Source organism: Rhodanobacter sp. KK11 (assembly GCF_033345435.1).
Taxonomy (GTDB): Bacteria; Pseudomonadota; Gammaproteobacteria; order Xanthomonadales; family Rhodanobacteraceae; genus Rhodanobacter.
The window spans coordinates 412,576-437,964 of record NZ_JAWPMI010000001.1; the positions used below are offsets into that span (position 1 = coordinate 412,576).

The following is a 25,389-nucleotide window of genomic DNA, read 5'->3' on the forward strand; positions in this document are numbered from 1 at the left end:
CAGAGGGAGCGCGCCATGGGCCGCAGCATTGCCATCGTCGAAGACGAACCGCTGATCCGTGCCAACTACGTCGAGGCGCTGAACCGCTTCGGCTACGACACGCGCGGCTACGGTTCGCGGCGGGAAGCCTCCGACGCGTTCGCGATGCGCCTGCCCGAACTGGTGATCATCGACATCGGCCTGGGCGACGAGCCCGAGGGCGGCTTCGACCTGTGCCGCGAGCTGCGCGCGAAGTCGGCCACGCTGCCGATCATCTTCCTCACCGCGCGCGACTCGGATTTCGACGTGATCTCCGGCCTGCGCCTGGGTGCCGACGATTACCTCAGCAAGGACACCAGCCTGCACCAGCTGGCCGCGCGCATCGCCGCGCTGTTCCGCCGGATCGAGTCGCTGAAGGTGCCGACTTCCAGCGAGACGGTAATCGAGCACGGGCCGCTGAAGCTGGAATCCGAGCGCATGCGCATCACCTGGAATGGCGAGGAGGTGCCGCTCACCGTCACCGAGTTCTGGATGGTGCACACGCTGATCCGCTTCCCCGGCCACGTGAAGAACCGCGACCAGCTGATGCGCGAGGCCGAGCTGGTGGTGGACGACGCCACCATCACCTCGCACATCAAGCGTATCCGCAAGAAGTTCATCGCGGTGGCACCGGAATTCGACGCGATCGAGACCGTGCACGGCGTCGGCTACCGGTGGAAGCCGTGAGTCGACGCGTCGCGGCGGCGCTGGCGCTGTGCGCGTTCGCCGCGCTGGCGCAGGCCACCGGCAAGGACGACGGCGTGCTGGCACGCGGCGCCCGCGACGGCGCCGCGCCGGCCTGGGCGATCAGCGCGACCACGCCACCCGGCTGGACGCGCGACTGCTGCACCTACGCGCGCGCGATCGGCGTGAGTGCCGTGCTGTACCAGGGCGAGTGGAGCGGCAAGCCGCAGCGGGTGATGGTGCTCAACGTGTGGCCGCGCCAGCTGGCCACGCTGGCCGACGAGCTGCAGGCCGACCGCCAGCGCTACCTGCAGCACGACCCGGCCGGCAAGGTGTCCGGCTTCGCCGTGCGTCATCCGGTCATGCCGTGCGAGGCCTCGGTCTACCAGGGCAGCGACCGCATCGACGACGTGCTGGTGTTCTGCGATCCCGGCGCGGCCAGCGGCGTGCGGCTGAGCTGGTCGATGGCGTTCGACGACGCCGACCCGTCGCGCCGCGCGCTGCTCGACGACTTCATGCGCGTGGCAGTGGCCACGCGCTGGGCGAAGGACGCGGCGCCCGCGCATGGCCGCTGACCGCCGGCGCCGATGACGCTGCGCCGCAAGCTGCTGTTGGTCGCGTTGTGCACGCTGGCGCTGCCGATCGCCGGCTGGCTGTACGTGCGGCAGATGGAAACGCTGCTGCGCGAAGGCCAGGCGCAGGCGCTGCTGGCATCGGCCAATGCGGTGGCGCGCAGCCTGGTGGTGACCGGCGCGGTGGCGCCAGCGTCGGGCCGCGGCTGGTACGTGCAGCAGGCGCCCAACCCGATCACCGTGGACGGCTACGGCGACGACTGGGCGCCGCTGACGCCGTGGAGCCAGCCACTGGGCACGCACGGCAAGCTGCTGCTGGCCGCTGACGGCGATGGGCTGTACCTGTACGCCGACGTGCGCGACACCCGGCGCACGCGCGCCGACGCCGACGACGCGGATGCGCTGGCTGCCGATCACCTGATCCTCGCGCTGGCCGGCGCGGACGGCCAGCGCCGCTACCTGCTGGCCAGCGCGGCACCCGGCCCGCTCACCGCGCGCCCGCTCGATCCTCCGGTGGACGGCCTGCCGGAGACGATCGCCGCGCAATGGCAGGAGGACGGCAGCGGCTACCGGGTCGAGTTGCGCTTGCCGCGCCAGCTGCCGCTGCGTGCGCTGGGCGTCGGCGTGTACGACGCGAGCGCGGGCGGCGATCGGCTGGCCGCCGATACGCGGCCGCTGCTCGGCTACTCGGACAAGCTCGCCGGCGAACTGGCGCAGCTGGTGCCCGGCAGCGTGCAGGCACGCGTGCTGGCGCCGCAGGGCTGGCTGCTGGCGCGCAGCGGTCGCCTGAACACGCTGCTCGGCAGCGACGGCCAGTCGGGCTGGTTCGCCGCGCTGGTCTACCGCTCGCTGCTGGCGACGCGGCTGGAGGACGCAAATCTGTGGGCGCAGGACGTGCCGCGGCTGGATACCCGCGAAGTGGCCGAGGCGGCCGCCGGTCAACCCGTATTGGTATGGCGCAGCGGCGAGGAGCGTGGCAGCGTGGTGCTGGCCGCCGCGGTGCCGATCGAACGTGCCGGCCAGATCGACGGCGTGCTGCTGCTGGAGCAGGCCAGCCGCAGCGTGCCGCTGCTGGCCAACCGCGCGCTGTTCGGCCTGCTGCTGACCAGCTTCGGCGTGCTGCTGGTGGCCGGTGGCATCCTGCTGCTGTTCGCCACCCGGCTCAGCCTGCGGCTGGGCCGCCTGCGCAATGCGGCCGAGCGCGCGCAGCTCAACGACGGACGCCTGGACGGCCTGTTCGAACGCGGCAAGTTCCCGATGACCGACGCGCCGGACGAGATCGGCGACCTGGCGCGCAGCTTCGAGCAGCTGTTCGAGGTGGTCGGCAGCTACACCGACTACCTGCGCACGCTGGCCTCGAAACTCTCGCACGAACTGAACACGCCACTGGCGATCGTGAAATCCTCGCTGGACAACCTGGAGCATGCCGCGTTGCCGGCCGAAGCGCAGCCGTACCTGGCCCGCGCCCGCGACGGTGTGGCGCGGCTGGGTGCGCTGGTGCGCGCGATGAGCGAGTCGAGCCGGATGGAGCGCGCGATCGCCGCGGCCGAGCCCGAGGACGTCGACCTGCGCGAGGTGGTGCGCGGCTGCGCCGACGCCTACCGCCCGCTGGTCGGCGCGCGCCGGCTCGACTGCGTGCTGCCCGACGCGCCGCTGTACCTGCACGGTGCGCCCGAGCTGGTCGCGCAGGCGCTGGACAAGCTGCTCGACAACGCGCTGTCGTTCACTCCGGAGGGCGGCTGGCTGCGGCTGACCCTGCGCAGCGTGCCGGACGGCGCCGAGATCGAGCTGGCCAACCAGGGCCCGCCGCTGCCTGCGGCGATGCAGGGCCGGTTGTTCGATTCGCTGGTCAGCCTGCGCGACAAGGCCACCCCCGGCGGCGCCCCGCACCTGGGACTGGGCCTGTACGTGGTGCGGCTGGTGGCCGAGCGCCATGGCGGCGAAGCCCGCGCGCGCAACCTCGACGACGGCAGCGGCGTGGCGTTCTCGCTGCGCCTGCACGGCATGCCGCGACAGCGGCTGAGTGGTTGAAGCGGCGCATCGCCTACAATGGCCGCTCCCTCGTTTGGCCATCCGGATTTTCCCACGTGATCTCCCGAGACGAATTCGACGCGCTGGCTGCCCAGGGGCATACGCGCATCCCGCTGGTGCGCGAGGTGTTCTCCGATCTCGACACGCCGCTGTCGGTGTACCTGAAGCTGGCCGACGGCCCGTACACCTTCCTGTTCGAATCGGTCGAGGGCGGCGCCACCTGGGGGCGCTACTCGATCATCGGCCTGCCGGCGAAGCGGGTGTATCGCCTGCGCGGGCACGAGCTGGAGGTAGAGGATGCGGGCGAGGTTACCGAACGTCGCCACCTCGACGACCCGCTGGCGGAAATCGAAAAGCTGCGCGCGCAGTACGACGTGCCGCGGCTGCCGCAGCTGCCGGCGTTCTCCGGTGGCCTGGTCGGCTACTTCGGCTTCGAGACGATCGGCTACATCGAACCGCGGCTGGCGCAGTGGGACCGCGCCGACGAGCTGGGCACGCCCGACGTGCTGCTCATGCTGGCCGAGGAAGTGGCGGTATTCGACAACCTCAAGGGGCGGCTTTACCTGATCGTGCACGCCGATCCGGCGCAGCCGCAGGCCTACGCGCAGGCGCAGCGCCGGCTCGATGCGCTGGTGCATCGGCTGCGCCAGGGCGGCGCGGCGTATCCGCAACTGACCCAGTCGATCGCGCTGGACGAAGGCGACTTCAAATCCACCTTCACCCGGCCCGAGTTCGAGGCGATGGTGGAGCGCGCGAAGGAGTACATCCGCGCCGGCGACATCTTCCAGGTGGTGCCGTCGCAGCGGCTCAGCGTGGGCTTCAACGCGCGCCCGGTGGACGTGTACCGCGCGCTGCGCGCGTTGAATCCCTCGCCGTACATGTACTTCGTCGACCTCGGCGAGACGCAGATCGTCGGCTCTTCGCCGGAAATCCTGGCGCGGCTGAAGGACGGCAAGGTGGTGGTGCGCCCGCTGGCCGGCACGCGCAAGCGCGGCGCCACGGAGGAGGAAGACCGCGCGCTGGAGGCCGAACTGCTGGCCGACCCGAAGGAGCGCGCCGAGCACGTGATGCTGATCGACCTCGGCCGCAATGATCTCGGTCGCATCAGCGAGACCGGCAGCGTGGAGGTGAGTGACTCGTTCGTGGTCGAGCGCTACTCGCACGTGATGCACATCGTCTCGCAGGTGCAGGGCACGGTGCGCGAAGGGCTCAGCTACATGGACGTGCTCAAGGCCACCTTCCCGGCGGGCACGCTGTCGGGCGCGCCGAAGGTGCGCGCGCTGGAGATCATCCAGGAGCTGGAGCCGGCCAAGCGCAACATCTACGGCGGCGCGATCGGCTGGATCGGCTGGTGGGGCGACGCCGACACCGCCATCGCGATCCGCACCGCGGTGATCCACGGCGGCCGCCTGCACGTGCAGGCCGGCGCCGGCATCGTGTTCGACTCCGATCCGGCCGCCGAGTGGGAGGAGACCATGAACAAGGGCCGCGCGCTGTTCCGCGCGGTGGCGCAGGCGGCGAAGGGGCTGTAGCCCCGCGAGCCTCGTCGACCGACCGAGCGGCTTGCGCCGGCCTGCGGCCTGCACGCCTCTGCATGGCCAGCGGACGCAATTTCTTGCAGGGTTTCGCGGTCACTTGGTACGTTATATCGTTGCGTTTTCGGCCTTCCCGCCAAGACGCATCCGCATGAGCAACCCATGGTTCGAGTGCTTGCCGGCACCGTCGACAGGACGGTGGCGATGAGCGGGCGGATGTGTGCGTCGGTGCGGCCGCTGCTGGCTGCCGTCGCGATGCTGATGATCGGCGGGTGCGCGGTGGGGCCGGATTTTCAGCGGCCGGCGGCGCCAAGCGTGGCGAGCGTGGCAGGCGCTCCGTTGCCGGCCGCCACCGCGAGCGCGCAGGTCGCGGGCGGTCAGGCCCAGCACTTCGTTCCCGGCGCCGACCTTCCTGCGCAGTGGTGGACGCTGTTCCATTCGCCGGCGCTGAATGCGCTGGTCGAACAGGCGCTGGCGCACAACCCCGACCTCAAGGCGGCGCAGGCCGCGCTGGCGGTGGCACGGGAAAGCGCCTTGGCCGGGCGCGGGGCCTATTACCCGAGTGTCGGCGCCGGCATGTCGGCGCGGCGCCAGCAGGATCCGCCCGGCGCGCTGGCGCCGGTGCCGAGCAACAACGCGTCGCTGTACAGCCTGTTCACGCCGCAGGTCGGCGTGTCGTACGTGCCCGACGTGTTCGGCCTGAACCGGCGTACGGTGGAATCGCTCGCGGCGCAGCAGCAGGCGATGCGCTTCCAGGCGATCGCCACGCGCATGGCGCTGAGCGCCAACGTGGTGGCCGCAGCGGTGCAGCAGGCTTCGCTGCGCGCGCAGATCGCCGCGACTCGCGAGCTGGCCGGGATCAACCGCCACATGGTGGACGTCCTCGCCTACCAGCTGCGCAAGGGTTATGCCGGCCGGCTCGAGCTGGCGGCGCAGCAGGCGCAGCTGGCCCAGGTCGAGGCTGGCCTGCCGCCGCTGCTGACCCAGCTGGATCGGCAGAACGACCTGCTGGCCGTGCTGGCCGGGCAGTTGCCGGGCCAGGCCACGGCCGCGTCGTTCGAGCTGGACCAGCTGCAACTGCCGCAGCCATTGCCGCTGAGCCTGCCTTCGGCGCTGGTGGCGCAGCGCCCGGACGTGCGCCAGGCCGAGGCGAACCTGCATGCGGCCAGCGCGCAGGTCGGCGTGGCCATCGCCAACCGGCTGCCGAACATTTCGCTGAGCGCGAACGCGGGCAGCACGGCGCTGGCGATCAACCAGCTGTTCAAATCCGGCACCGGCTTCTGGAGCCTGGGCGTGGACCTGGCCGCGCCGATCTTCCAGGGCGGCAGCCTGCGGCACCAGGAGCGCGCCGCCAAGGCCGCCTACGTGCAGGCAGCCGAGCAGTACCGCAGCACGGTGCTGACCGCGTTCCAGGACGTGGCCGACACGCTGGCCGCGCTGCAGCACGATGCCGAAGGCCTGCAGGCGTCCGCCCGTGCGGAGCAGGCGGCGAAGCTCAGCCTGGATCTGGCGCAGCGCCAGTACCGGGACGGCTACGCGAGCTACCTGTCGCTGCTGGGCGCCGAGCAGGGCTACCAGCAGGCGCGCATCGCGCGGGTGCAGGCGCAGGCCAGCCGCTACGCCGATACCGCGGCGCTGTTCCTGGCGCTGGGCGGCGGCTGGTGGCATGACGGCGATGTGGCAAGCGGGCAGGCGAACCATCCATCGGAGCGGCCATGAAGAACCGAACTTCCCTGGCGGCGCGACGCCTGTCGCCCGGCCGTTTGGCGCCTGTGCTGGCGCTGGCGGCACTGATCGGCATGACCGCCTGCTCGTCGCCATCCGACCCGCCGAAAGCGGCCGCCTCCGACACGCCGCAGAACGTGACGCTGACGCCGGCGCAGCGCCAGCGCATTCGCCTGCTCACCGTCGCGCCGGCCAGTTTTCACCGCGCGGTCGAGACCACCGGCGTGGTGGATTTCGACAACGACCGGGCGACCGGCGCGCTGGCGCCGTTCTCCGGACCGGTATTGCGCGTGCTGGTGGCGCCGGGCGAGCAGGTGCGCCAGGGCCAGCCGCTGGCGCTGGTGGATTCGCCGGACTTCGCTGCCGCGATCGGCGCGTATCGCAAGGCGCTGGCCGCCGCGCGCAACGCCCGCAAGCTGGCCGACACCGACCAGGACCTGCTGCAGCACGAGGGCGTGTCGCGGCGCGAGGCCGAGCAGGCGCTGACCGATGCCGCCAGTGCCGAGGCCGATCGGGATGCCGCGCTGCAGGCGCTGGTGGCGCTGGATGTCGATGCCGGCACGATCAAGGCGATCCAGGCGGGCCGCACGGTGGCGCGCGCGCAGGGCATCATTCGCGCGCCGATCGCCGGCACCGTGGTGGAAAAGCTGATCACGCCGGGGCAGCTGCTGCAGGCGGGGACCACGCCATGTTTCACCGTGGCGGATCTGTCGAAAGTGTGGGTGATGGCGCAGGTGTCGGCTGCCGAGCTGGCGACGATTCGCGTGGGTGATCCGGCGCAGGTCGACAGCGGCACGCCGGGCGTCGCGTTGCCGGGCACGGTGGACCATATCGCCGCGGTGGTGAACCCGGATACCCGCGCGGTTGCCGCGCGCATCGTGGCGGCGAATCCCGGTGGCGTGCTGCGCAAGCAGATGTACGTGCGCGTGAGGATCCAGTCGCGCCGGGCCGACCAGGGTCTGCTGATGCCGGTATCGGCGCTGCTGCGCGACGACGAGAACCTGCCGTTCGCGTATGTCGTGCAGCACGACGGCAGCTTCGCGCGGCGACACGTGACGCTGGGTCCGCGCATCGGCGATCAGTACGAAGTCAGCGACGGGCTCAAGCCCGGCGAGCGGGTCGTGGTCGATGGCGGCCTCTTCGTGCAATTCATGCAGAACCAATGAGCGACCATCTGCCGCCCATGCCGCCGCGCGCGGCGTCGCTGATGAACCGGCTCGTCGGTGCCTCGCTGGCGCAGCGCTTCCTGGTCGCGCTGCTGGTGCTGGTGCTGATCGGCGCCGGCGTGCATGCATTGCACCGCTTGCCGGTGGACGCCTATCCGGACCTGTCGCCGCCCAGCGTGGAGATCGTCACGCAGTGGCCGGGGCACACCGCCGAGGAAGTGGAGCGGCTGATCACGGTGCCGGCCGAACAGGGCATGACCGGCATTCCGAAGACCGACAACGTGCGCTCGATTTCGCTGTACGGGCTGTCGGTGGTCACGCTCACCTTCGACAACGGCACCGATAACTATTTCGCGCGCCAGCAGGTGTTCAACCGGCTCGGCGACCTGAGCCTGCCCGACGGGGTGAAGCCGTCGGTGTCGCCGCTGTCGTCGCCGTCGGGACTGATCTACCGCTACGTGCTGCAAAGCTCCGATCGCTCGCCGATGGAGCTGAAGACCTTCGAGGACTGGGTGGTCGAGCCGCAGTACCGCACCGTGGCCGGCGTGGCCGACGACTCCGGCTTCGGCGGCGGCACGATGCAGTACCAGGTGCTGCTCGACCCGGCGAAGATCGCCGGGGTCGGGCTGACCGCGCAGCAGGTGCAGGCCGCGCTGGCCGCCAACAACGGCAATGCCGGTGGCGGCTTCTACGCGCAGGGCGGGCAGTTCTATTACGTGCGCGGCGTCGGCCGCCTGCAGACGCTGGAGGGCATCGGCAACGTGGTGCTGGCGGTGCACGACGGCAACCCGGTGCTGGTCAAGGATGTCGGTCGCGTGGTGATCGGCATCGCGCCGCGGCTGGGCCAGTTCGGTTTCGAGAAGCAGGACGACGCGGTCGAGGGGGTGATCTCGCTGCGCACCGGCGAGAAGACCCAGGACGTGCTGCAGCGGGTCGAGGCAAAGACGAAGGAACTCAACGAGCAGATCCTGCCCCAGGACATCAAGGTCCACCCGTTCTACGACCGCAGCGACCTTGTCGCGGTGACCACCCGGGTGGTCAGGGACAACCTGCTGCGTGGCATGCTGCTGGTGGTGGTGGTGCTGATTTTCTTCCTGTACGACGTGCGCGCCGGGCTGATCGTGGCGGTCACCATCCCGCTGTCGCTGCTGGTCGCCTTCATCGGGCTGGATCTGCAGGGCGCCTCGGCCAATCTGCTGTCGATCGGCGCGATCGATTTCGGCATCCTGGTCGACGCGGCGGTGGTGATGGTGGAGAACATTTACCGCCAGCTCGCCGATCGCGCGGGAACGAAGTTCAACCTCATCGAGGTGATCCGCGATGCCGCCGCGGAGGTCGACCGTCCGCTGTTCTATGCGGTGGCGGTGATCGTGGTCAGCTTCCTGCCGATCTATGTGCTGTCCGGGCCGGCCGGCACGCTGTTCAAGCCGATGGCGGACACCATGGTGTTCGCGCTGGTCGGCTCGCTGGCGATCACCCTCACGCTGTTGCCGGTGCTGTGTTCGTGGTTCATGCGCAAGGGCGTACGCGAGCGGCGCAACCACGCATTCGAAGCGATCAAGGCGGTCTACATCAAGGGCCTGGATTTCTGCCTGGCCCGCGTATGGCTGACCACGATTGCCTCGGCGCTGCTGCTGGGGCTGTCGCTGCTGCTGATTCCGCGCATCGGTGCGGAGTTCATGCCGCACCTGGACGAGGGCGCACTGTGGGTGCGCGCGACGATGCCGTACACCATCTCGTTCGACGAGTCGGCGAAGATCGCGCCGCAGATTCGCGCCATCCTGCGTTCGTTCCCCGAGGTCACCACGGTGGCCTCGGAACTGGGCCGGCCCGACGACGGCACCGACTCGACCGGCTTCTTCAATGTCGAGTTCTATGTCGGCCTGAAACCGTATGCGCAGTGGACCGGTGCGTACCGCACCAAGGCCGGGCTGATCGCGGCGATCAACCAGAAGCTGCAGGCGTTTCCCGGCATCAGCTTCAACTACACCCAGCCGGCCGAGGACGCGGTGGACGAGGCCGAAACCGGCCTGAAGAGCGCGCTGGCGGTGAAGGTGTTCGGTGCGGACCTCAACACGCTGCAGGCGAAGGGCAAGGCGATCAAGCACGTGCTGGAGCAGGTGCGCGGTATCCGTGACGTGACCCTGGTACAGGAGCTCGGCCAGCCCAGCCTGAGCATCACGATCAATCGCGCGGCGATCGCGCGTTACGGCTTGAACGTGGACGACATCAACGGCCTGATCCAGACCGCGATCGGCGGCGACGTGGCGACCGAAGTGATCCAGGGCGAAAAGCAGTTCGACCTGGTCGTGCGCCTGGATCGCCAGTACCGCGACAACGCCGAGGAAATCGGCAACATCCTGGTGGCCACGCCGGGTGGCCAGCAACTGCCGCTGAAGGAGTTCGCCGATATCCGGGTGACCAACGGTGCCTCCTTCATCTACCGCCAGGACAACTCGCGCTACATCGGCGTGCAGTTCTCGGTGGAAGGGCGCGACCTCGCCGGCGCGGTGGAGGACGCGATCGCCCAGGTCAACGCGAAGGTGAAGCTGGCGCGGGGCTACCGGCTGGACTGGGGCGGTGAATACAAGGAATACACCGCCTCGCGCGCGCAGCTGAACCTGATCGTGCCGCTTACCGCGGGCCTGATCTTCCTGCTGCTGTTCGCGCTGTACAGCAACTTCAAGTTTCCCTTCATCACCGTGCTCGGCGTGGTGCTGTCGGCGCCGGCCGGCGGGATCATCGCGCTGTGGCTGACCGGGACGCCGTTCTCGGTGTCGTCCGGGATCGGTTTCCTCGCGCTGTTCGGCGTCTCGGTGCAGACCGCGGTGGTGTACATCTCCTACGTCAACGAGCTGCGCCGCAACGGCGTCGGCGTGGCCGAGGCGATCCGCGAAGGCGCGATCCTGCGCCTGCGGCCGATCATGATGACCGCGCTGGTGGCGGCGCTGGGCCTGCTGCCGGCCGCATTGGCCACCGGCGTGGGTACCGACACCCAGCGCCCGTTCGCGCTGGTCATCGTCAGCGGCCTGTTCACCCGCCTGCTGATCAGCGTGTTCCTGATGCCGGCGCTGTACGCGATCGTGGCGCGGCCGGGCGATCGGCTGGAGGTGTGAGGCCGGCGGCTCAGCCGCCGCTGCCCACGATCTGCTGCGCCAGGTTGTACAGGATGCGCAGGTCCACCTCGTCCAGCGTGTCGCCCTGCATGCTGCGGTAGTGGTGGTGGAAGGAGCGCACGGCGGCGGCGCGGTCGTCCAGCGGGTAGCCGACCAGGCCCAGCGCCATCCACGGATCGAAGCCGGCCGGTGGATCGACCAGTTCGCCCTGCGGCCACAGGCCGAAGCCGGCGGCGGCCAGTTGCGGCCATGGGAACAGCGGGCCGGGGTCGTCCTTGCGGCCGGGAGCGAGGTCCTCGTGGCCGATGATCTGGGTGCGCGGGATGCGCAGGCGATCGGTGAGATCGGCCAGCAGGCGCAACAGGCTGTCGATCTGCGGCTGGGCGAACGGCGTGGCGCCGTCGTTGTCCAGCTCGATGCCGATCGAGGCGGAGTTGAGGTCGGTGATGGTGCCCCAGCGTCCCGGGCCGGCCTGCCACGCGCGCCACTGGTCGGGCACCAACTGGTAGATGTGGCCGTCGGCGCCGACCAGGTAGTGCGCGCTGACCGGGCCGCCGCTGTTGGCCGTGCGCAGGGTTTCCAGGCTCTGCCGCACCGACTGCTGCTGGGTGTAGTGCAGCACGATCAGCACCGGCCGGCGCACGTCGTGGTTGGGCGAGGGCACCCAGGTCGCCAGCGGGTTGCGCGGCGGCAGCGGCGCGCAGGCGGCGAGCAACGCGAGCAGCGCCAGCAGCGCGACGCGGCACAGCAGACGGGACGAGGCAGGCAGTCGGCGCATCGGGATCACTGCAGGTAGGGTTGGGCGATCGCCAGCGCGGTGCGGTATGGCTCCGGATCGTTGCGGTTGCTGAGCAGGATCACGGTGAGGCGCTGCTTCGGCCAGCGCACGATCACGTTGCGGAAGCCGATGCTTTCGCCGGAGTGCCACAGCGTGTCGCCGGTGATGCGCCAGCCGTAGCCGTAGCTGGCTTCGTAGGGCTCGTCGGTGACTTTCACGTGCGCGCCGAAGGCCAGTTCGCGCGAGGCCGCGCTGAGCAGGCGGTCGTCGTACAACGCGGCGTCCCACTTCGCCAGGTCATCGATCGAGGAATAGATGCCGCCATCGCCGAGGGTGGCGCTGGTGACGCTCTGGTCGGTGCGCGTCCAGCCGCCGTCCTGTTCGCTGTAGCCATAGGCACGGTTGTCCACTTCCGGGCCGCCGCGCACGTACATCAGGGTGTGGTCCATGTGCAGCGGACGGAAAATGCGCTGCTGCAGGTACAGCGGCAGGCTGATGCCGGAGGCGCGCTCCACCACCAGGCCGAGCAGCACGTAGCCGGTGTTGCTGTAGCGGTACGCACTGCCCGGTGCGAAGTAGGTCTTCGGCGTGGCGGACAGCATGCGCAGCACGTCGTTGTCGCTGAGCTGTTCGGTGGTGCCGGGCGGGATCAGCTCCTCGTAGTCGACCAGACCGCCGGTGTGGTCGAGCAATTGGCGCAGAGTGACCGCGGCGGTCGTCTCCGGCAGCGAAGGCAGCCAGCGGCGCACCGGGTCGTCCAGGTCGAGTCGGCCGTTCTCGGCCAGCAGCAGGATCGCCGCGGCGGTGAACTGCTTGCTCACCGAGGCGAGCCGGTAGTTGGTGGCCGGCGTGGCGCGCTCGCCGTCTTCGAGATTGGCCAGGCCGTAGCCGCGGCGCACGACCGGCTTGCCGTCCTTGAGCACCAGCAGCGAGGCGCCGGGCACGTCGCCGGCATAGCGCTGCATCAGCGCGTCGGTCGGGTCGGGCGATTTGGTGCCGGCGGTACAGCCGCCGAGCAGGATGATGGCGGCGAGGCCGGCGAACAGTTTCGGCATGGCGGTTCCCCTGCGGTCATTCGCGGTGCGTCATTGCACCGGCACGTCGTAGAGTGTGTGTGGCGTCGGTTCCGGCACGAGGGTGTAGTGCCACCATTCCAGCGGATAGTTGCGAAAGCCCTCGCGCGCCATCGCGTCGCGCAGCAGCAGGCGATTCGCGTGTTGCGCGGCGCTGATGCCGGGCGCGTCGGTGTGGGCGCGCACGTCGAAGAAGTCGAAGTCGGTGCCCATGTCCAGCGCTTCGCAGCGCTTGCCGTCGGCGGCGCAGTGCTCAAGGGTGAGGTCGATGGTGGCGCCGCGGCTGTGGCCGGAGACCGGCGCGATGTAGTCGCCGAGCAGTTGCGACTTGTCCAGCGTGGGGTAGTGCTGCGCCTTGGTGCGCTGGTCGGCGAGGTCGTGCGCCCAGCGCACGAAGTGCGCCACCGCACGGGCGGGGCGGTAGCAGTCCCAGATCCTCAGGCGCAGGTGTTGCGTGCGCAGCTCGTGCTCGACCCGCGCCAGCGCCTCGGCGACCGGGCGCAGCAGCAGGCACTTCGGCGCCAGGTAGCCATCCACCGGCGCGCCCACGAAGTTGTCGTGGCCGGCGTACTTGATGTCCTCGGCGATGTCCGGCACCAGCGTGCGGATGTCGACCAGGTTCGCCGCGGCGGCGGTCTTCGCCGGCGACAGTGCCGGCGGCTGTTCGGCGCGGCTGTCGGCGCAGGCGCCGATGGCGGCGAGCAGCACCAGCGCGGCAAGCGGGCGACGCATCAGCGGCAGCTTCCTGCGTGCCGGAGCTCGAGATCTTCGTAGTCGTAGCTGAAGTCGCCCTGGGGGTCGAGCTTGGCCATGCGCAGGGAAGCCGGCTGGTCACCCGCAGCCGGCTGGAAGTCCAGCCACGCGTCCAGATCGCCGTGATCCCAATGCACCAGGTAGCGGTCGCCCAGGCGCATCACCGTGCCGGTCAGCGTGGGCGATTTCGCCGCCGTGAAACGCAGCTGGCCGTCGCGCGGGCACAACGAGATGTCGCCGAACCAGGGGTCGCGGTACTTGCCGGCCCACGCGGCCAACTCCCTCGCGGCGGCCGGTCGTTGCGCAGCGGTGTCCGGGGCGGTCAGGTTGGCCGGACGCTGCTTCGCTTGCTGCTCCAGTGCGTCGGCGTACCAGCGCACGTCGCGGCTGTCGCCGGGCGCGGTGAAATGTTTCATCAGCACTTCGCCGAGCACGGTGCGCGCATCGTCCGCCTCGCCGTTGATCATGAGCACGAAGCCGCTCTGGCGGTCCGGCAGCAGCGCCAGCATCGAGTACATGCCGTTCAGCGTGCCGGTGTGCCACACGCTCCACTGCCCGTCGACGTCGGCCATGCGCCAGCCATAGCCGTAGGCCATCACGTGGGTGTTGTCCCACGCGCGGCGTTGCGCGGACACCGGGATCAGCATGTGCGGGGCCTGCAGCACGTCGCGCTGCACCGGCGACAGCCACTTCAGCTGTGCCGACGTGGGCGCCAGCCAGTTGCGCGCCCACGTCAGCATGTCGGTGAGATCGCAGCGGATGCCGCCGGCGGCGGCCGAGGTGATCGCGGGAATCGCGGCGTCTTCGGGCATCGCCACATTGCGGCCGTTGTCGCGGCGATGCGGCGTGGCCACGTCGCCCACGGTGTCGCGGTTCCACGCGCCGACCTGGCAGCGGTCCAGGCCCAGCGGCTCGAACACTTCGCGCTGCATCAGCGTCTCGTAGGACGCGCCGCCAGCCGCGGCGGCCACTTCGCCGGCGACCACGTAGAGCAGGTTGTCGTACTGGTATTGCGAACGGAAGCTGTAGGCGGGCTTGATGAAGCGCAGGCCGTGGATGATGTCGGCGCGGGTGAACGCGTTCGGCTCCGGCCACAGCATCAGGTCACCGCCGCCCTCGGGCAGGCCGCTGGCGTGGGTGAGCAGGTCGCCCACGCGCATGTTCGCGGTGACCCATGGATCGTTCATGCGGAACTGCGGCAGGTATTTCGTCACCGGGTCGTCCCAGCGCAGCTTGCCCTGGTCGACCAGCCGGCCGAGCAGGGTGGTGGTCATGGCCTTGCTGTTGGAGGCGATCTTGAACAGCGTGCGCGGGGTGACCGGCTGGCCGGAGCCGGCGACGGTTTCGCCGGCGGTACGCACGTAGACGACTTGCCCATGCTCGATCACGCCGACGGCAATACCGGGGAGCTGGTAGCGGGCGATTACGGCGTCGACGATCTTGTCGTAGGTGGGGTTGGCGGATTGGGCGGTGGCGCCAAGCGGTGCGAGCAGGAACGCAAGGGCAAGAGCACCCCACCCCAGCCCTCCCCTGCGTGGCAGGGGAGGGAGCGAAGCTTCGGCGCCGCGCTCCTGGCTCCACCCCCTGCTGGCAGGGGGAGGTTGGGAGGGGGTAGCTCGGGAATGCGGGAGAGCAGCGCCCCACCCCAGCCCTCCCCTGCGTTGCAGGGGAGGGGGCGAAGCTTCGGCGCCGCGCTCCTGGCTCCTCCCCCTGCTGGCAGGGGGAGGTTGGGAGGGGGTAGCTCGGGAGTGCGGGAGAGCAGCACCCCACCCCAGCCTTCCCCTGCGTGGCAGGGGAGGGAGCGAAGCTTCGGCGTCGCGCTCCTCTTGGCTCCTCCCCCTGCTGGCAGGGGGAGGTTGGGAGGGGGTAGCTCGGGAGTGCGGGAGAGCAGCGCTCCACCCCGATCCTCCCCGGCGTTGCCCAGCGGGGACTTCCTTCGGTCGCAGGGGAAGGCGCAGTGCGCGGGCCGGGTCAATGTTGTGCATGGCGCGCGACCTCGCTCCACACGCGCAGCAGGTTGCCGCCCCACAGCTTGGCGATGTCGGCGTCGCTGAAGCCGGCCTTGCGCAGCGCGGCGGTGACGTTGCGGGTTTCGCTGGCGTCTTTCCAGCCGGTGATGCCGCCGCCGCCGTCGAAGTCCGAAGCGAGGCCGACGTGGTCGATGCCGGCCACCTTTACCATGTGGCGGATCTGCTTGACGTAGTCGTCCAGCGTGGCCAGCGGATACTTCTTCTGGATCTCGGCCATGCCTGCTTCCATCGCGGGCCGGTAGTCGTCGTTGTCGCTGTCGTACTCCTTCTCGCCGGCCTGTTTCGCCACGCGTTCCTGCAACGCCTTCTCGGCGGCTTCGCGGCCGGGATCGTGCTTGAGGAATTCCTTGTACGCCACCGCCTGGATCACACCGCCCTTGGCGGCGATCGCGCGCAACAGGTCGTCGGGCAGGTTGCGCGGGTGGTCGAGCACGGCGCGGGCGCCGGAGTGCGAGGCGATCAGCGGCGTGCTGGACACCTCCAGCGCATCGCGCACGCAGCGGTCCGAGGCATGCGAGATATCGACCAGCATGCCGAGCTGGTTGGCGCGTTTCACCACGGCGCGGCCGAAATCGCTCATGCCCTTGTCGCCGGCGCTGTTCATCGCCGGCTCGCCGTGCTTGGTGTCGGGAAGCGAGCTGCTGCACAGGTCGTTGTTGCCGACGTGGACCAGGCCGACCGAACGCGCGCCGCGGTCGAACGCGGCGTCGAGGCGGCGGATGTCGTGGCCGAGCGAGTAGGCGTTCTCGATCGCGATGGTCGCCGAGAGCAGGCCGGCCTTGCGGTTGGCCAGCAGCTGTTCGGGCGTGGTGGCCAGGCGGATGCGGTCGGGGTACATCATCAGCATGCGGCCGATGCCGTCGTATTTCTGGCTGGCCTGCTGCACGGCCTTGGCGTAGCCGGCGGCGTCGAGCTGGTGCTGCGGCACCCAGATCACGAAGAACGCCGCGTTGAGGCCGCCGCGCTCCATCTTGCCCAGGTCGACCAGCAGACGGGTGTCCTTGCCGACGTCGAAACGCGGCTCGGCCATGTAAGTGAACGGGATGTCGACGTGGGTATCGATGGTGACCGGTGGATCCTGCGCGGCCTGCGCGTGCAGGGCGACGGGCAGGGCCAGGGTGGCGAGGAGGGCGAGGCGCGTACTCAGGCTCATGTCGTTTCCCAGTTTCGCGCCGGCTGCTCGCCGGCGATCATTTCCTCGAAGTGCTGGCGACGGCGCACCACGGCGTAGCGGCCCTGGTTCAGCAGCACCTCGGCCGCCAGCGGCCGCGAATTGTAGGTGGAGGCCATCGACGCACCGTACGCGCCGGTGGCCTTGATCAGCAACAGGTCGCCGGCCGCGCACTCGGGCAGCTCGCGCGCACGGGCGAAAGTATCGCCGGTTTCGCAGACCGGGCCGACGATGTCGTAGGTGACCAGCGGGCGCGGCGCGTCCGCGACCGGCACGATGTCGTGCCAGGCGTCGTACAGGCTGGGCCGCTGCAGGTCGTTCATGGCCGCGTCCAGCACCAGGAACGTGCGTTCGACGCCCGGCTTGACGCGCAGCACCCGGGTCAGCAGCACGCCGGCCTCGGCGACCAGGTAGCGGCCCGGCTCCAGCAGCAGCTTGCCACGGTAGTCGGCCAGCGCGTCGCGGATCACGTTCACGTAATCGGCGGCGGCCACCGGGTGATCCGTGCCGGCGCGGTAGCACACGCCAAGCCCGCCGCCCACGTCGATGCTGTTGATCGGGTGGCCGGCCTGTTCGAGTTCGCGCCAGAACGCGGCGACCCGCTGCAGCGCAAGGCGGAACGGATCGAGGCTGAGGATCTGCGAGCCGATGTGCACGTGCAGGCCGTCGAGTTGCACGTGGCCGAGCCGTTTGCGCTCGGCGAACCAGCGGCGCGCCTCATCGATGCTGACGCCGAACTTGTTTTCCGACTTGCCGGTGGAGATCTTCGCGTGGGTCTGCGCGTCCACGTCGGGGTTGATGCGCACGGCGGCGCGTGCAGTCACATCCTGCGCCTTCGCGACGCGTTGCAGGGTGTGCAGCTCGTCCAGCGACTCGACGTTGAAACGCATGATGCCGACGTTCAGCGCGCCGGCGATCTCGTCGGCACTCTTGCCGACACCGGAGAACACGATGCGCTCGGCCGGGATGCCGGCGTTCAGGGCGCGGCGCAGTTCGCCGACCGAGACGATGTCGGCGCCGACGCTGGCCTGCGCCATCAATTGCAGGATGGCGAGGTTGGAATTGGCCTTGACCGCGAAGCAGATGGTGGCGTCGAGGCCGGCCAGCGCGCTCTGCAGCTCGCTGATGCGCTGGCGGATGGCGCTGGCGGAATAGGCATGCAGGGGCGTACCGATCCGTTGCGCCAGCGCCGGCAGGTCGACCCCGTCGAAGTAATGGCTTGTGCCGTTCGCCTGTGGGACAGGCTGCGGTGCTGCCGGGCGGCTGCTCGTTTGCGTTGGCATGGGCTGGATGTCGTTGCTGGTGCAGGGGTGCTGGAAAAAAGAGCGGCCCGCCGGGCGGGCCGCAATCGGGGGAGGCCGATCAGAACGTGACGGACATGGTCAGCTGGGTGAAGCGCGGCGACTGGAAGCCCAGCGGTTGGCGGAAGGTGTCGCTGGTGGAGTTGGAAATGGACGTCTGCAGGTCCTGGTCCACCGCCGTGGTGCGCTTCTGGTTGAGCAGGTTGTAGACGGCCAGCTTGACCCGGAATTCGCCGCCGTCGAACGGCTGGATGTAGCTGATGCCGGCGTTGAAGTTGAAGGTCCACGGCAGGCGGCCGTACTTGCCGCGCGGCGAGCGTTCGTAGACGCGGTCCTCGGACACCGGCGAGTCGCAGTTCTGCACACAGATGAAGTAGCTGTGGTAGTTGGTGGCGTCGTAGGGGTTGCCCACGCCGAAGCCGGTGATCGGGCCGCCGGAAGCCGCGTTCAGGTCGGCGCCGAGTTGCCAGTGCGGGGTGAGCGCGTAGGTGCCGCGCAGCTTGAACTGGTGGCGACGGTCGTTCGGCAGGTAGCCGTCGCCGCCCAGGTTCACCCACGGGTCGTCGAAGTTCTCGGTGCGGCCGGTGTCGTCGAAATCGGTGTCCGAGTTGACCGGGCCTTCCGCGTTGCCGCGGTTCCACGACATCGTGTAGGAGGCGTTCATCGCCCACTTCTCGTCCCACGCGCGGTTCAGCTGCAGCTCGACGGCGGCGTAGGTGCGCTTGGGCTTCACCCAGCCGCGCTGGCCCAGGTAGTTGCCGTCGGCGTCGTACATCGCCCAGCCTTCCTTCGAGGTATCCACGGTGAGGTAGCCGTCGGCGGTGCCGTCGCAGTTGGTATCGCCCCACACGGTGACCTTCTTGCCCGGGTTGGCCATCACCCAGCCGATGTAGCCGTTATCGCCGCACTGCGCGGTGGCGCTGATCTCCATGTCGTCGATCGCGTTGTGCAGACGCCGGTAGGTGGCGCTGACGCCCCACGACCACTGCGACGTGATCAGCTGCTGGAAGCCCAGGATCGCCTCGTCCTGGTAGACCGGATCCATGTTCTTGTCGACCTCGGAACGCAGGTCGCCGACGGTGCCGTCGCCCTGCGAGTTGTCGACCGCACCGATCTGCGGCCCCAGTTTCGGGATGGCGTACTGCACGCCGTTGAGGGTCTGGATGTCCCAGCCGTCGAATGCGTAGTAGGTGCGCTCGTCGAGCAGGCCGCCGGCCTGCTTGATGTTGATCACGTTGGCCACCGGCAGGTAGTAGCGGCCGAGGTTGCCGAACAGCTTGCTGCTGCCGTCGCCCTTCATGTCCCAGGAGAAGCCCAGCCGCGGCGCGATCTGCCGGCTCATCTTGATGTAGCTGCGGCCTTCGGCGTCCTGGTTGTCGAAGCTGTCGTTGCGCACGCCGGCGTTGAGCACCAGGTTGGGCGTGACCTGCCAGTTGTCCTCGATGTAGTAGGCGGCGTTCTTGGTGGTGAAGGTGCCGGAGATCTCGTAGCGGCGCGCGCGGATGTAGGCGTCGTAGCCGGCCGGCACCACGCCGCCGTTGGAGATGGTGGAGCCGGCGCTGGCGGCGTACAGGTTGTAGTAGTACGCGCCCGGCCCGGCGTAGTGACGGTTGTAGTCGGAGGTGTCGTTCTCGTGGTCGTAGCCGAAGCGAAGCAGGTGGTCGCCCAGCGTCCATTCGAAGTCGGCGCGCGCCTGCTTGCGGGTGTCGTTGCGCTCGTACACGGTGGAGCTGCTGGTGCAGCCCAGCTGCACGCCCGGGTCGTGGATCGCCCGGAACGCGTTGTTGGCCGAGACGTAGTTGCAGTCGATGTCCAGCTGCGAACGGGTGAACGCCTCACGCTCGTTGCGGCCGTACATCAGCTTCATCGACAGGTCGTTGGTGAGGTAGCTGGTCCAGGTCAGCGCCCAGTTCTTGCCGCCGGTGTCGGTGAAGACCTTGTTGGTGCGGGTGCCGATGGTGTCGGTGTCGTAGTCGTAGCTGTAGACGTCGCCGATGTTCTTGTTCTTGTCGGAGAACGCCATCAGCTGCAGCACGTTGCTATCGGTGATGTTCCAGTCGATGGTGGTGCCCCAAAAGCCGGTATCCGCGTTGTTGGAGGTCAGCGTGGTGCCGGCGTTGTTGGTATTGCGCGGGCTGCTGCCGCGGGCCTCGTACATGGCGAACATGAACAGCTTGTCCTTGACGATCGGGCCGGAGGCCCAGACGTTCGTCTTCACCAGCGAGTCCTGGTCGCGGCTGGCGGTGAGGTAGCGATGGCCATCGGCGTCGTAGTGGTCGTCGGCCCGCGAGTGCCAGTTGCCAGGCTCCAGGGTGATCTCCACACCGCCTTTCAGTTCATTGGTGCCCGAGCGCGCCACCGCGTTGATCACGCCGCCGGTGGTGCGGCCGAACTCTACCGAGTAGCCGCCGGTTTTGACCTGGAACTGGTCGTAGAAGGCGAACGGCGCCTCGGAGAAGCCGTTGCGGTTGTAGAAGTCGGTGACGTTGAGGCCATTGACGTAGATCGCGTTCTCGGCGATCGAGGAGCCGCCGAAGGAGATGCCGCCGAAGCTGGCGTTACCCTTGACCACACCCGGCGCGAGAAGGGCCACCGAGGTGACGTTCTGGTCGACCGGCAGGCGTACCAGTTCGTCGCGCGAGACGATGGTGGCCGACTCGGTGGAACTCACGTCGATCACCGGCAACACCGCGCCGGTGACGTTGACCGCGGCCAGACTGGTCGCGTCTGCCGCGCCCAGGTCCACCGTGGTGGTGGTACCCAGCGCTACCGTGACGTTGCGCGTCGGCCCCACTTGTTGGCCGCTGCTGCTTGCGCTGATGGTGTACTGGCCCACCGGCAGGAACGGAAAGCGGTAGCTGCCGTTATTGTCGGCGATGATGGTGCGGGTCAGGCCGGTGGCCGGATTGGTCACGACCACGGTGGCGCCAGCCTGGGTGCGACCGGCTACCGCGCCGTCGTTGTTGGCCGCGTGCGCCTGCGGCGCGCCGAAGGCGGCGAGTGCCAGTCCGAGCGCCGTGCCGAGTACAGTCCTGCGCAATGTCCGGGTGTTGCTCATTTTCCCCATCTCCCCATCGACGCCGTCGATGCCGTGTTTATGAAAAGCTGCTGGTTGGTCATTTGCTGCTGCGTCCCTGCACCGCTGGCAGAACCTGCCAGTCGAAGTCGTAACCCAGTTGGTCGAAATAGAGGTTGCCGCCGCGCCACTCGGCCTCGCCGCGCTGCGAGTCCACGTCGTCGGAACGGAAATGCTGCTTGGCCGGCTGGAAGCGGCGGCCGTAGTCGTCGTTGAAGGCGATGCGCCAGTGGTCGAGGCCGCCGAGGTAGAACCACTCCAGCGCCTGGTCGTCGCCCGGCGCCGGGTGCAGGCGGCCGGTGGTGACGTCCATCGGCACCCAGCCGTACGGCGCCAGGTACAGGTAGCCCCAGTCGTGGATGTTGCTGTAGCCGCTGCCGTCGGCGGAATACACCATGCCGGACTGCCAGCGCGCGGGGATGCCGTTGAGGCGCAGCAGGGTCATCAGCAGCAGGGTCTGCTGGCCGCAGTCGGCGTGGCCGGCGTGCAGCGCGTAGTCGCTGATGTTGCTGATGGTGGAGTACTCGCGCGCGCCGGCCCACGGGATCTGATCCACCGCGGCGAACAGCTTCTGCGCGATGCGGTACGGGTTCTTCTCCTCGCCGACCACCTTGCGCGAGAACGCACGCATGGCGTCGGTGAACACGATGTGCGGCGCGCGCTCGGCCACGAACGGGGCCAGCTCGGGAGTGATCGCTGCGGGCTGGACCTGGTCCGGGTCGATCGCGTGGTACTGCGCGTACAAGGTCAGCTCGTAGGTGACCGAGAACACGGTCTTCTGCCCGGCCACCGCGGGCTTTTCCAGGTACACCGTGCGCTGCATGGCCGACTCGGGCGCGATCTGGTGCTGCGCCGGCACGCTGGCGACGTAGCGGATGTCTTCCTGCTGGCCCGGCACCGCGCGCGGGTACGGAATCCACGCGCGCACGGTCTCGCCGGCGGGTACCGCATCGGCGGCCACGGTCAGGGTCTGCGTCATGCGCAGGCGCTGCGGCAGCACGCTGCTTTCGTGTTCGGCCAGCGCGGCCCGGTAGATCGCGCGCTGCTGGTCGTTCAGCGCTTCCATCGGGCCATCGCTGATCGGCGTCTGCACCGCGCGCCGCGCCACCGCTTCGGGGCTGAGCCGGAACAGGTTGCCGGGCGCACGCTTGAAGTACAGCATCCTGCCGTCGATGACCTGGTGCTCGAACAGGCCGGCCGCGTTCCACCTGGCGAACTCGGCGTCGCCGAGGTCGGGGATCTGCTTGCGCACGCGCGCCTTGACGTCGTCGGCGTCGAGGGTGAAGTCGAGCAGGATGCGGCGCATGCGTTCGCGCTGGAAGGCGAGCGCGTCGCGCGCGTCGGTGCTCAGGTCGGGCTGCGCCAGTGCGGTGGAGATCGCCGCTTCGGCGGACTGGAAGTGGCCGGCGTCGATCTGGGCGATGATGGGGGCGAGCGCCTTGCCATCGGCGCCGTTGCCGGCGAAGGCAAGCGGGGCGGCGGACAGCAGGACGAACAGCAGGACGAGCGGGAACGCAGCCACGCGCAGGCCACATGCTTGGCGGCGTATTCCCGGCGCGACAGGCAGCAACGTATCCATCGGCGAACGTCCCCACATCGAGTCCCCTGAAACCGCTGTGTAACACGCTTGCAAATGCCGGTCAATAATTTATGCTTCAATCAAATCCGAAAAGAATCAGCTATTCCTTGGTGGCCGAAACCAGCCAGCCTGCGAATGCCCGCGAACGATCCACGAGGGGATGCATGTGATCCACACGGTCTGGCCTTACATGGCGCTGATGCTGCTGGTCGCCGGCCTGTTTCCGGCGCTGGAGCGCCGCTTCGGCTGGAAGGTGTTCTCGGTGCTGCCGCCGATCGTGCTGACCTATCTGTTCGTCACCGCGCTGGCGGTGTCCGGGCTGTGGCAGGTCAACGCGGAGATCAAGGCGGCGCAGTCGATGCTGGTCTCGCACCTGGTGCCGGCGTTGCTGTTCCTGCTGATGATCAACTGCGACCTGCGCGCGATCTGGCGGCTCGGCCCGCGCGTGCTCGGCGTGTTCGCCTGCACTTCGCTCAGCCTGTTCGTGGCCTTCATCGGCACCTTCCTGCTCTATCGCCACTGGCTGCCCGGCAACGACTGGCAGCCGCTGGCCGCGCTGTCCGGCAGCTGGGTCGGCGGCAGCGCGAACATGATTGCGGTGAAGCAGGCGATCGGCATGTCCGACACCTACCTGGCGATGTCGCTGCTGACCGACGCGCTGGGCTACTCGATGTGGGTGGTGGTGCTGTTCTCGGTGGCACGGCTGGCGCCGGCCTTCAACCGCTGGACCCGGGCGGTGTCCAGCGGCGACATCCCGCTGGCGCCGGCGAAGACCAGGGCGCCCACCACCTACGACAGCGTGCTGCTGTGGCTGGGCATGGCGCTGGCGGCAGCGGCGCTGGCGGGCTGGCTGGCCGGCTGGCTGCCGGTATCGGGCATGGTCAGCGCCACCACCTGGACCATCCTGCTGGCCACCGGTTTCGGCCTGCTGGTGGCGCATACGCCACTGGCGCAGTTCCCTGGCGCCAGCACGATTTCCAGCGCCATGCTGATCTGCGTGGTGGCGGTGCTGGCCTCGCAGAGCAACTTCCAGGGCATCGCCGCGGCGCCGCTGTATCTCTTGTGCGGCGTCACCGTCATCGCGATCCACGCGGTGCTGCTGGTCGGCTTCGCCAAGCTGTTCCGCTTCGACCTGTACCTGTGCGGGATCTCCTCGCTGGCGCATATTGGCGGCGTGGCGGCCACGCCGATCCTGGCGGCCAGTTACTCCGCGGCGCTGGTGCCGGTCGGCATCCTGCTGGCGCTGCTCGGCTACATCCTGGGTACCGGTTTCGGGCTGGTGGTGGCGACAGTGCTGTCGGGGCTGGCCGGCCCGTGACGCGGTATCAACCAAGGACCAAGACCATGCGATTTTCCCAGCTTGTTGCCGCCACCGCGCTCGCGCTCGCCTTTGCCGGCGCTCCGCTGCAGGCGCGCGAGGCCAACGATGCCTTGACGGTGCCGCCGTCCGGTGTGCTCGGCGTCGGCGAGGCGCAGCTCACTCCAGCATTCTGGATCGGCCTGCAGGCCGAGCCCGATCGGGTGATCCTCGACCGCGCAGCGATCGAGGCGCAGAACGCGAAGCTGCTGCGGCTCGATCCGTCGATGCACGACCTGCGCGCTTTGCCGAAGAGCCTGGATCGCGCGCAGGTCGCCGGCTGGATCGAGGCGCTGTCGCAGCGACCGGAGCGTCCGTTGTTCGACGTCGACGGCCGGCCGGTGCCGGCCGCCACGCTGGATGCCGTGGTCGGCAACCTCGCGCTCGCTGCGATCCCTGCGCAACAGAAGACGCGCTACGGCCTGGTGGTGCGCCGCGCCGCGCTGCGCACGTTCCCCACCACGCTGCGCGTGTTCAGCGAGAAGGGCGACACCGACATCGACCGCTTCCAGGAAACCGCCGAGTTCCCCGGCACGCCGGTGGCGATCGTGCATGCCAGTGCCGACGGCCAGTGGCTGTTCGTGGTCAGTCCGCGCTATGCGGCGTGGATCGACAAGAATGATGTCGCCGAAGGCAGCGCGGCCGAGGTGTTCGGTTATGCCGACAAGACCCCGTATCGGGTGATCACCGGTGCCACTGAACGCACCGTGTTCACCCGCGAGCAGCCGGCGGTGTCGCAGCTGCAGCTTGACATGGGCACGCGCGTGCCGCTGCAGACCGGCCTGCCGCCGGACCAGCCGGTCAACGGCCAGACGCCGTACGCCGCGCACGTGCTCGAACTGCCGCTGCGCAAGGCCGACGGCACGCTGGGCTTCAGCCCGGCGCTGCTGCAGAAGAACACCGACACCGCCGACGGCTACCTGCCGCTGACCCGCGCCAACATCATCCGCCAGGCGTTCAAGTTCCTCGGCGAGCGCTATGGCTGGGGTCACGCGTACGACGGCCGCGACTGTTCGGGCTTCGTCTCCGACGTGTACCGCAGCATGGGCGTGCAGATGCCGCGCAACACCAGCCGGCAGGCCATCAGCCCGGCGCTGGAGCATCGCACGTTCACCGACAAGGACAGCCACGAGGCGCGCCTCAAGGCCGCGCAGGCGCTCGAGGTCGGCGACCTGGTCTACATCCCCGGCCACGTGATGATGGTGATCGGCCACTGGCACGGCCAGCCGTACGTGATCCACGACGCGGGCGGCATGAGCTACCGCAAGGCCGACGGCGGCAAGGCGCGGATCAAGCTCAATTCGGTGTCGGTGACGCCGTTGCTGCCGATGCTCTACAACGACAGGCAGAGCTATGTCGACCGCATGACCAGCATCGTGCGCATTCGCCATTGAACGCGTCGACGCCAAGAAAAAAACAGGACA

The 25,389-nt window shown here is 69.1% G+C and carries 17 protein-coding genes; 9 read left to right on the forward strand and 8 right to left on the reverse strand.

The features are described 5' to 3' along the window. Positions 1-15: 15 nt before the first annotated feature. The 7 genes from pdsR to R5H19_RS01805 all read left to right on the forward strand — a co-directional run bounded on the left by pdsR (position 16) and on the right by R5H19_RS01805 (position 10,847). On the forward strand, positions 16-705 hold the full coding sequence (gene pdsR / locus R5H19_RS01775; protein ID WP_318157257.1) for a proteobacterial dedicated sortase system response regulator: 690 nt from the start codon (positions 16-18) through the stop codon (positions 703-705). Continuing rightward, positions 702-1,277, forward strand: a complete 576-nt coding sequence (locus R5H19_RS01780) for a hypothetical protein (protein WP_318157258.1) — start codon at positions 702-704, stop codon at positions 1,275-1,277. Before pdsR ends, R5H19_RS01780 begins: the two co-directional genes overlap by 4 nt. 12 nt (positions 1,278-1,289) lie before the next feature. Continuing rightward, positions 1,290-3,305, forward strand: a complete 2,016-nt coding sequence (locus tag R5H19_RS01785; protein ID WP_318157259.1) for an ATP-binding protein — start codon at positions 1,290-1,292, stop codon at positions 3,303-3,305. Positions 3,306-3,361: 56 nt separating this feature from the next. Beyond that, the gene (trpE, locus tag R5H19_RS01790; protein ID WP_318157260.1) at positions 3,362-4,837 is read left to right on the forward strand and encodes an anthranilate synthase component I; all 1,476 of its coding nucleotides are present in this window, start codon (positions 3,362-3,364) and stop codon (positions 4,835-4,837) included. 219 nt (positions 4,838-5,056) lie between these two features. Further along, entirely contained in the window at positions 5,057-6,559 is a 1,503-nt protein-coding gene (locus tag R5H19_RS01795) for an efflux transporter outer membrane subunit (RefSeq protein WP_318158130.1), read from the forward strand. Further along, on the forward strand, positions 6,556-7,731 hold the full coding sequence (locus R5H19_RS01800; RefSeq protein WP_318157261.1) for an efflux RND transporter periplasmic adaptor subunit: 1,176 nt from the start codon (positions 6,556-6,558) through the stop codon (positions 7,729-7,731). The genes R5H19_RS01795 and R5H19_RS01800 overlap by 4 nt, the downstream gene beginning before the upstream one ends. Continuing rightward, positions 7,728-10,847, forward strand: coding sequence for a CusA/CzcA family heavy metal efflux RND transporter (locus R5H19_RS01805; RefSeq protein ID WP_318157262.1), 3,120 nt, complete (start codon positions 7,728-7,730; stop codon positions 10,845-10,847). Before R5H19_RS01800 ends, R5H19_RS01805 begins: the two co-directional genes overlap by 4 nt. Positions 10,848-10,857: 10 nt before the next feature. Here the strand turns inward: R5H19_RS01805 and R5H19_RS01810 are convergent, their stop codons facing one another. The 8 genes from R5H19_RS01810 to R5H19_RS01845 form a co-directional block, all read right to left on the reverse strand. Next, entirely contained in the window at positions 10,858-11,625 is a 768-nt protein-coding gene (locus tag R5H19_RS01810; RefSeq protein ID WP_318157263.1) for an N-acetylmuramoyl-L-alanine amidase, read from the reverse strand. 5 nt (positions 11,626-11,630) lie between these two features. Continuing rightward, positions 11,631-12,680, reverse strand: a complete 1,050-nt coding sequence (locus R5H19_RS01815; RefSeq protein ID WP_318157264.1) for a serine hydrolase domain-containing protein — start codon at positions 12,678-12,680, stop codon at positions 11,631-11,633. Positions 12,681-12,710: 30 nt separating this feature from the next. Further along, positions 12,711-13,430, reverse strand: a complete 720-nt coding sequence (locus R5H19_RS01820; protein ID WP_318157265.1) for a M15 family metallopeptidase — start codon at positions 13,428-13,430, stop codon at positions 12,711-12,713. Next, a complete protein-coding gene (locus R5H19_RS01825) occupies positions 13,430-14,992 on the reverse strand; it encodes a serine hydrolase (protein ID WP_318158131.1) in 1,563 nt (520 codons plus the stop codon). The genes R5H19_RS01820 and R5H19_RS01825 overlap by 1 nt, the downstream gene beginning before the upstream one ends. A gap of 430 nt (positions 14,993-15,422) precedes the next feature. Further along, positions 15,423-16,634, reverse strand: coding sequence for a dipeptidase (locus R5H19_RS01830; protein WP_318157266.1), 1,212 nt, complete (start codon positions 16,632-16,634; stop codon positions 15,423-15,425). Next, on the reverse strand, positions 16,631-17,935 hold the full coding sequence (gene lysA / locus R5H19_RS01835; RefSeq protein WP_318157267.1) for a diaminopimelate decarboxylase: 1,305 nt from the start codon (positions 17,933-17,935) through the stop codon (positions 16,631-16,633). The genes R5H19_RS01830 and lysA overlap by 4 nt, the downstream gene beginning before the upstream one ends. A gap of 79 nt (positions 17,936-18,014) precedes the next feature. Next, positions 18,015-21,011 carry a TonB-dependent receptor gene (locus R5H19_RS01840; RefSeq protein ID WP_318157268.1) on the reverse strand — a complete coding sequence of 999 codons (2,997 nt, stop codon included), beginning with the start codon at positions 21,009-21,011 and terminating at the stop codon, positions 18,015-18,017. A gap of 58 nt (positions 21,012-21,069) precedes the next feature. Beyond that, positions 21,070-22,608: a transglutaminase domain-containing protein gene (locus tag R5H19_RS01845; protein WP_318157269.1), complete on the reverse strand. Its 1,539-nt coding sequence runs from the start codon at positions 22,606-22,608 to the stop codon at positions 21,070-21,072. Between the two features lie 160 nt (positions 22,609-22,768). Between R5H19_RS01845 and R5H19_RS01850 the strand changes: the two genes are divergently transcribed. Next, positions 22,769-23,926, forward strand: coding sequence for a DUF819 family protein (locus R5H19_RS01850; RefSeq protein ID WP_318157270.1), 1,158 nt, complete (start codon positions 22,769-22,771; stop codon positions 23,924-23,926). Positions 23,927-23,952: 26 nt separating this feature from the next. Next, complete coding sequence (locus R5H19_RS01855) at positions 23,953-25,359, forward strand: SH3 domain-containing protein (RefSeq protein ID WP_318157271.1); 1,407 nt, start codon at positions 23,953-23,955, stop codon at positions 25,357-25,359. Positions 25,360-25,389 lie beyond the last annotated feature (30 nt).

Bases quoted from the DNA above. Each gene is read 5' to 3' on its own strand.
- pdsR (WP_318157257.1), top strand. From the start codon at position 16: ATGGGCCGCAGCATTGCCATCGTCGAAGACGAACCGCTGATCCGTGCC.
- R5H19_RS01785 (WP_318157259.1), top strand. From the start codon at position 1,290: ATGACGCTGCGCCGCAAGCTGCTGTTGGTCGCGTTGTGCACGCTGGCG.
- R5H19_RS01795 (WP_318158130.1), top strand. From the start codon at position 5,057: ATGTGTGCGTCGGTGCGGCCGCTGCTGGCTGCCGTCGCGATGCTGATG.
- R5H19_RS01800 (WP_318157261.1), top strand. From the start codon at position 6,556: ATGAAGAACCGAACTTCCCTGGCGGCGCGACGCCTGTCGCCCGGCCGT.
- R5H19_RS01805 (WP_318157262.1), top strand. From the start codon at position 7,728: ATGAGCGACCATCTGCCGCCCATGCCGCCGCGCGCGGCGTCGCTGATG.
- R5H19_RS01810 (WP_318157263.1), bottom strand. From the start codon at position 11,625: ATGCGCCGACTGCCTGCCTCGTCCCGTCTGCTGTGCCGCGTCGCGCTG.
- R5H19_RS01815 (WP_318157264.1), bottom strand. From the start codon at position 12,680: ATGCCGAAACTGTTCGCCGGCCTCGCCGCCATCATCCTGCTCGGCGGC.
- R5H19_RS01820 (WP_318157265.1), bottom strand. From the start codon at position 13,430: ATGCGTCGCCCGCTTGCCGCGCTGGTGCTGCTCGCCGCCATCGGCGCC.
- R5H19_RS01830 (WP_318157266.1), bottom strand. From the start codon at position 16,634: ATGAGCCTGAGTACGCGCCTCGCCCTCCTCGCCACCCTGGCCCTGCCC.
- lysA (WP_318157267.1), bottom strand. From the start codon at position 17,935: ATGCCAACGCAAACGAGCAGCCGCCCGGCAGCACCGCAGCCTGTCCCA.
- R5H19_RS01840 (WP_318157268.1), bottom strand. From the start codon at position 21,011: ATGAGCAACACCCGGACATTGCGCAGGACTGTACTCGGCACGGCGCTC.
- R5H19_RS01845 (WP_318157269.1), bottom strand. From the start codon at position 22,608: ATGGATACGTTGCTGCCTGTCGCGCCGGGAATACGCCGCCAAGCATGT.
- R5H19_RS01850 (WP_318157270.1), top strand. From the start codon at position 22,769: ATGCATGTGATCCACACGGTCTGGCCTTACATGGCGCTGATGCTGCTG.
- R5H19_RS01855 (WP_318157271.1), top strand. From the start codon at position 23,953: ATGCGATTTTCCCAGCTTGTTGCCGCCACCGCGCTCGCGCTCGCCTTT.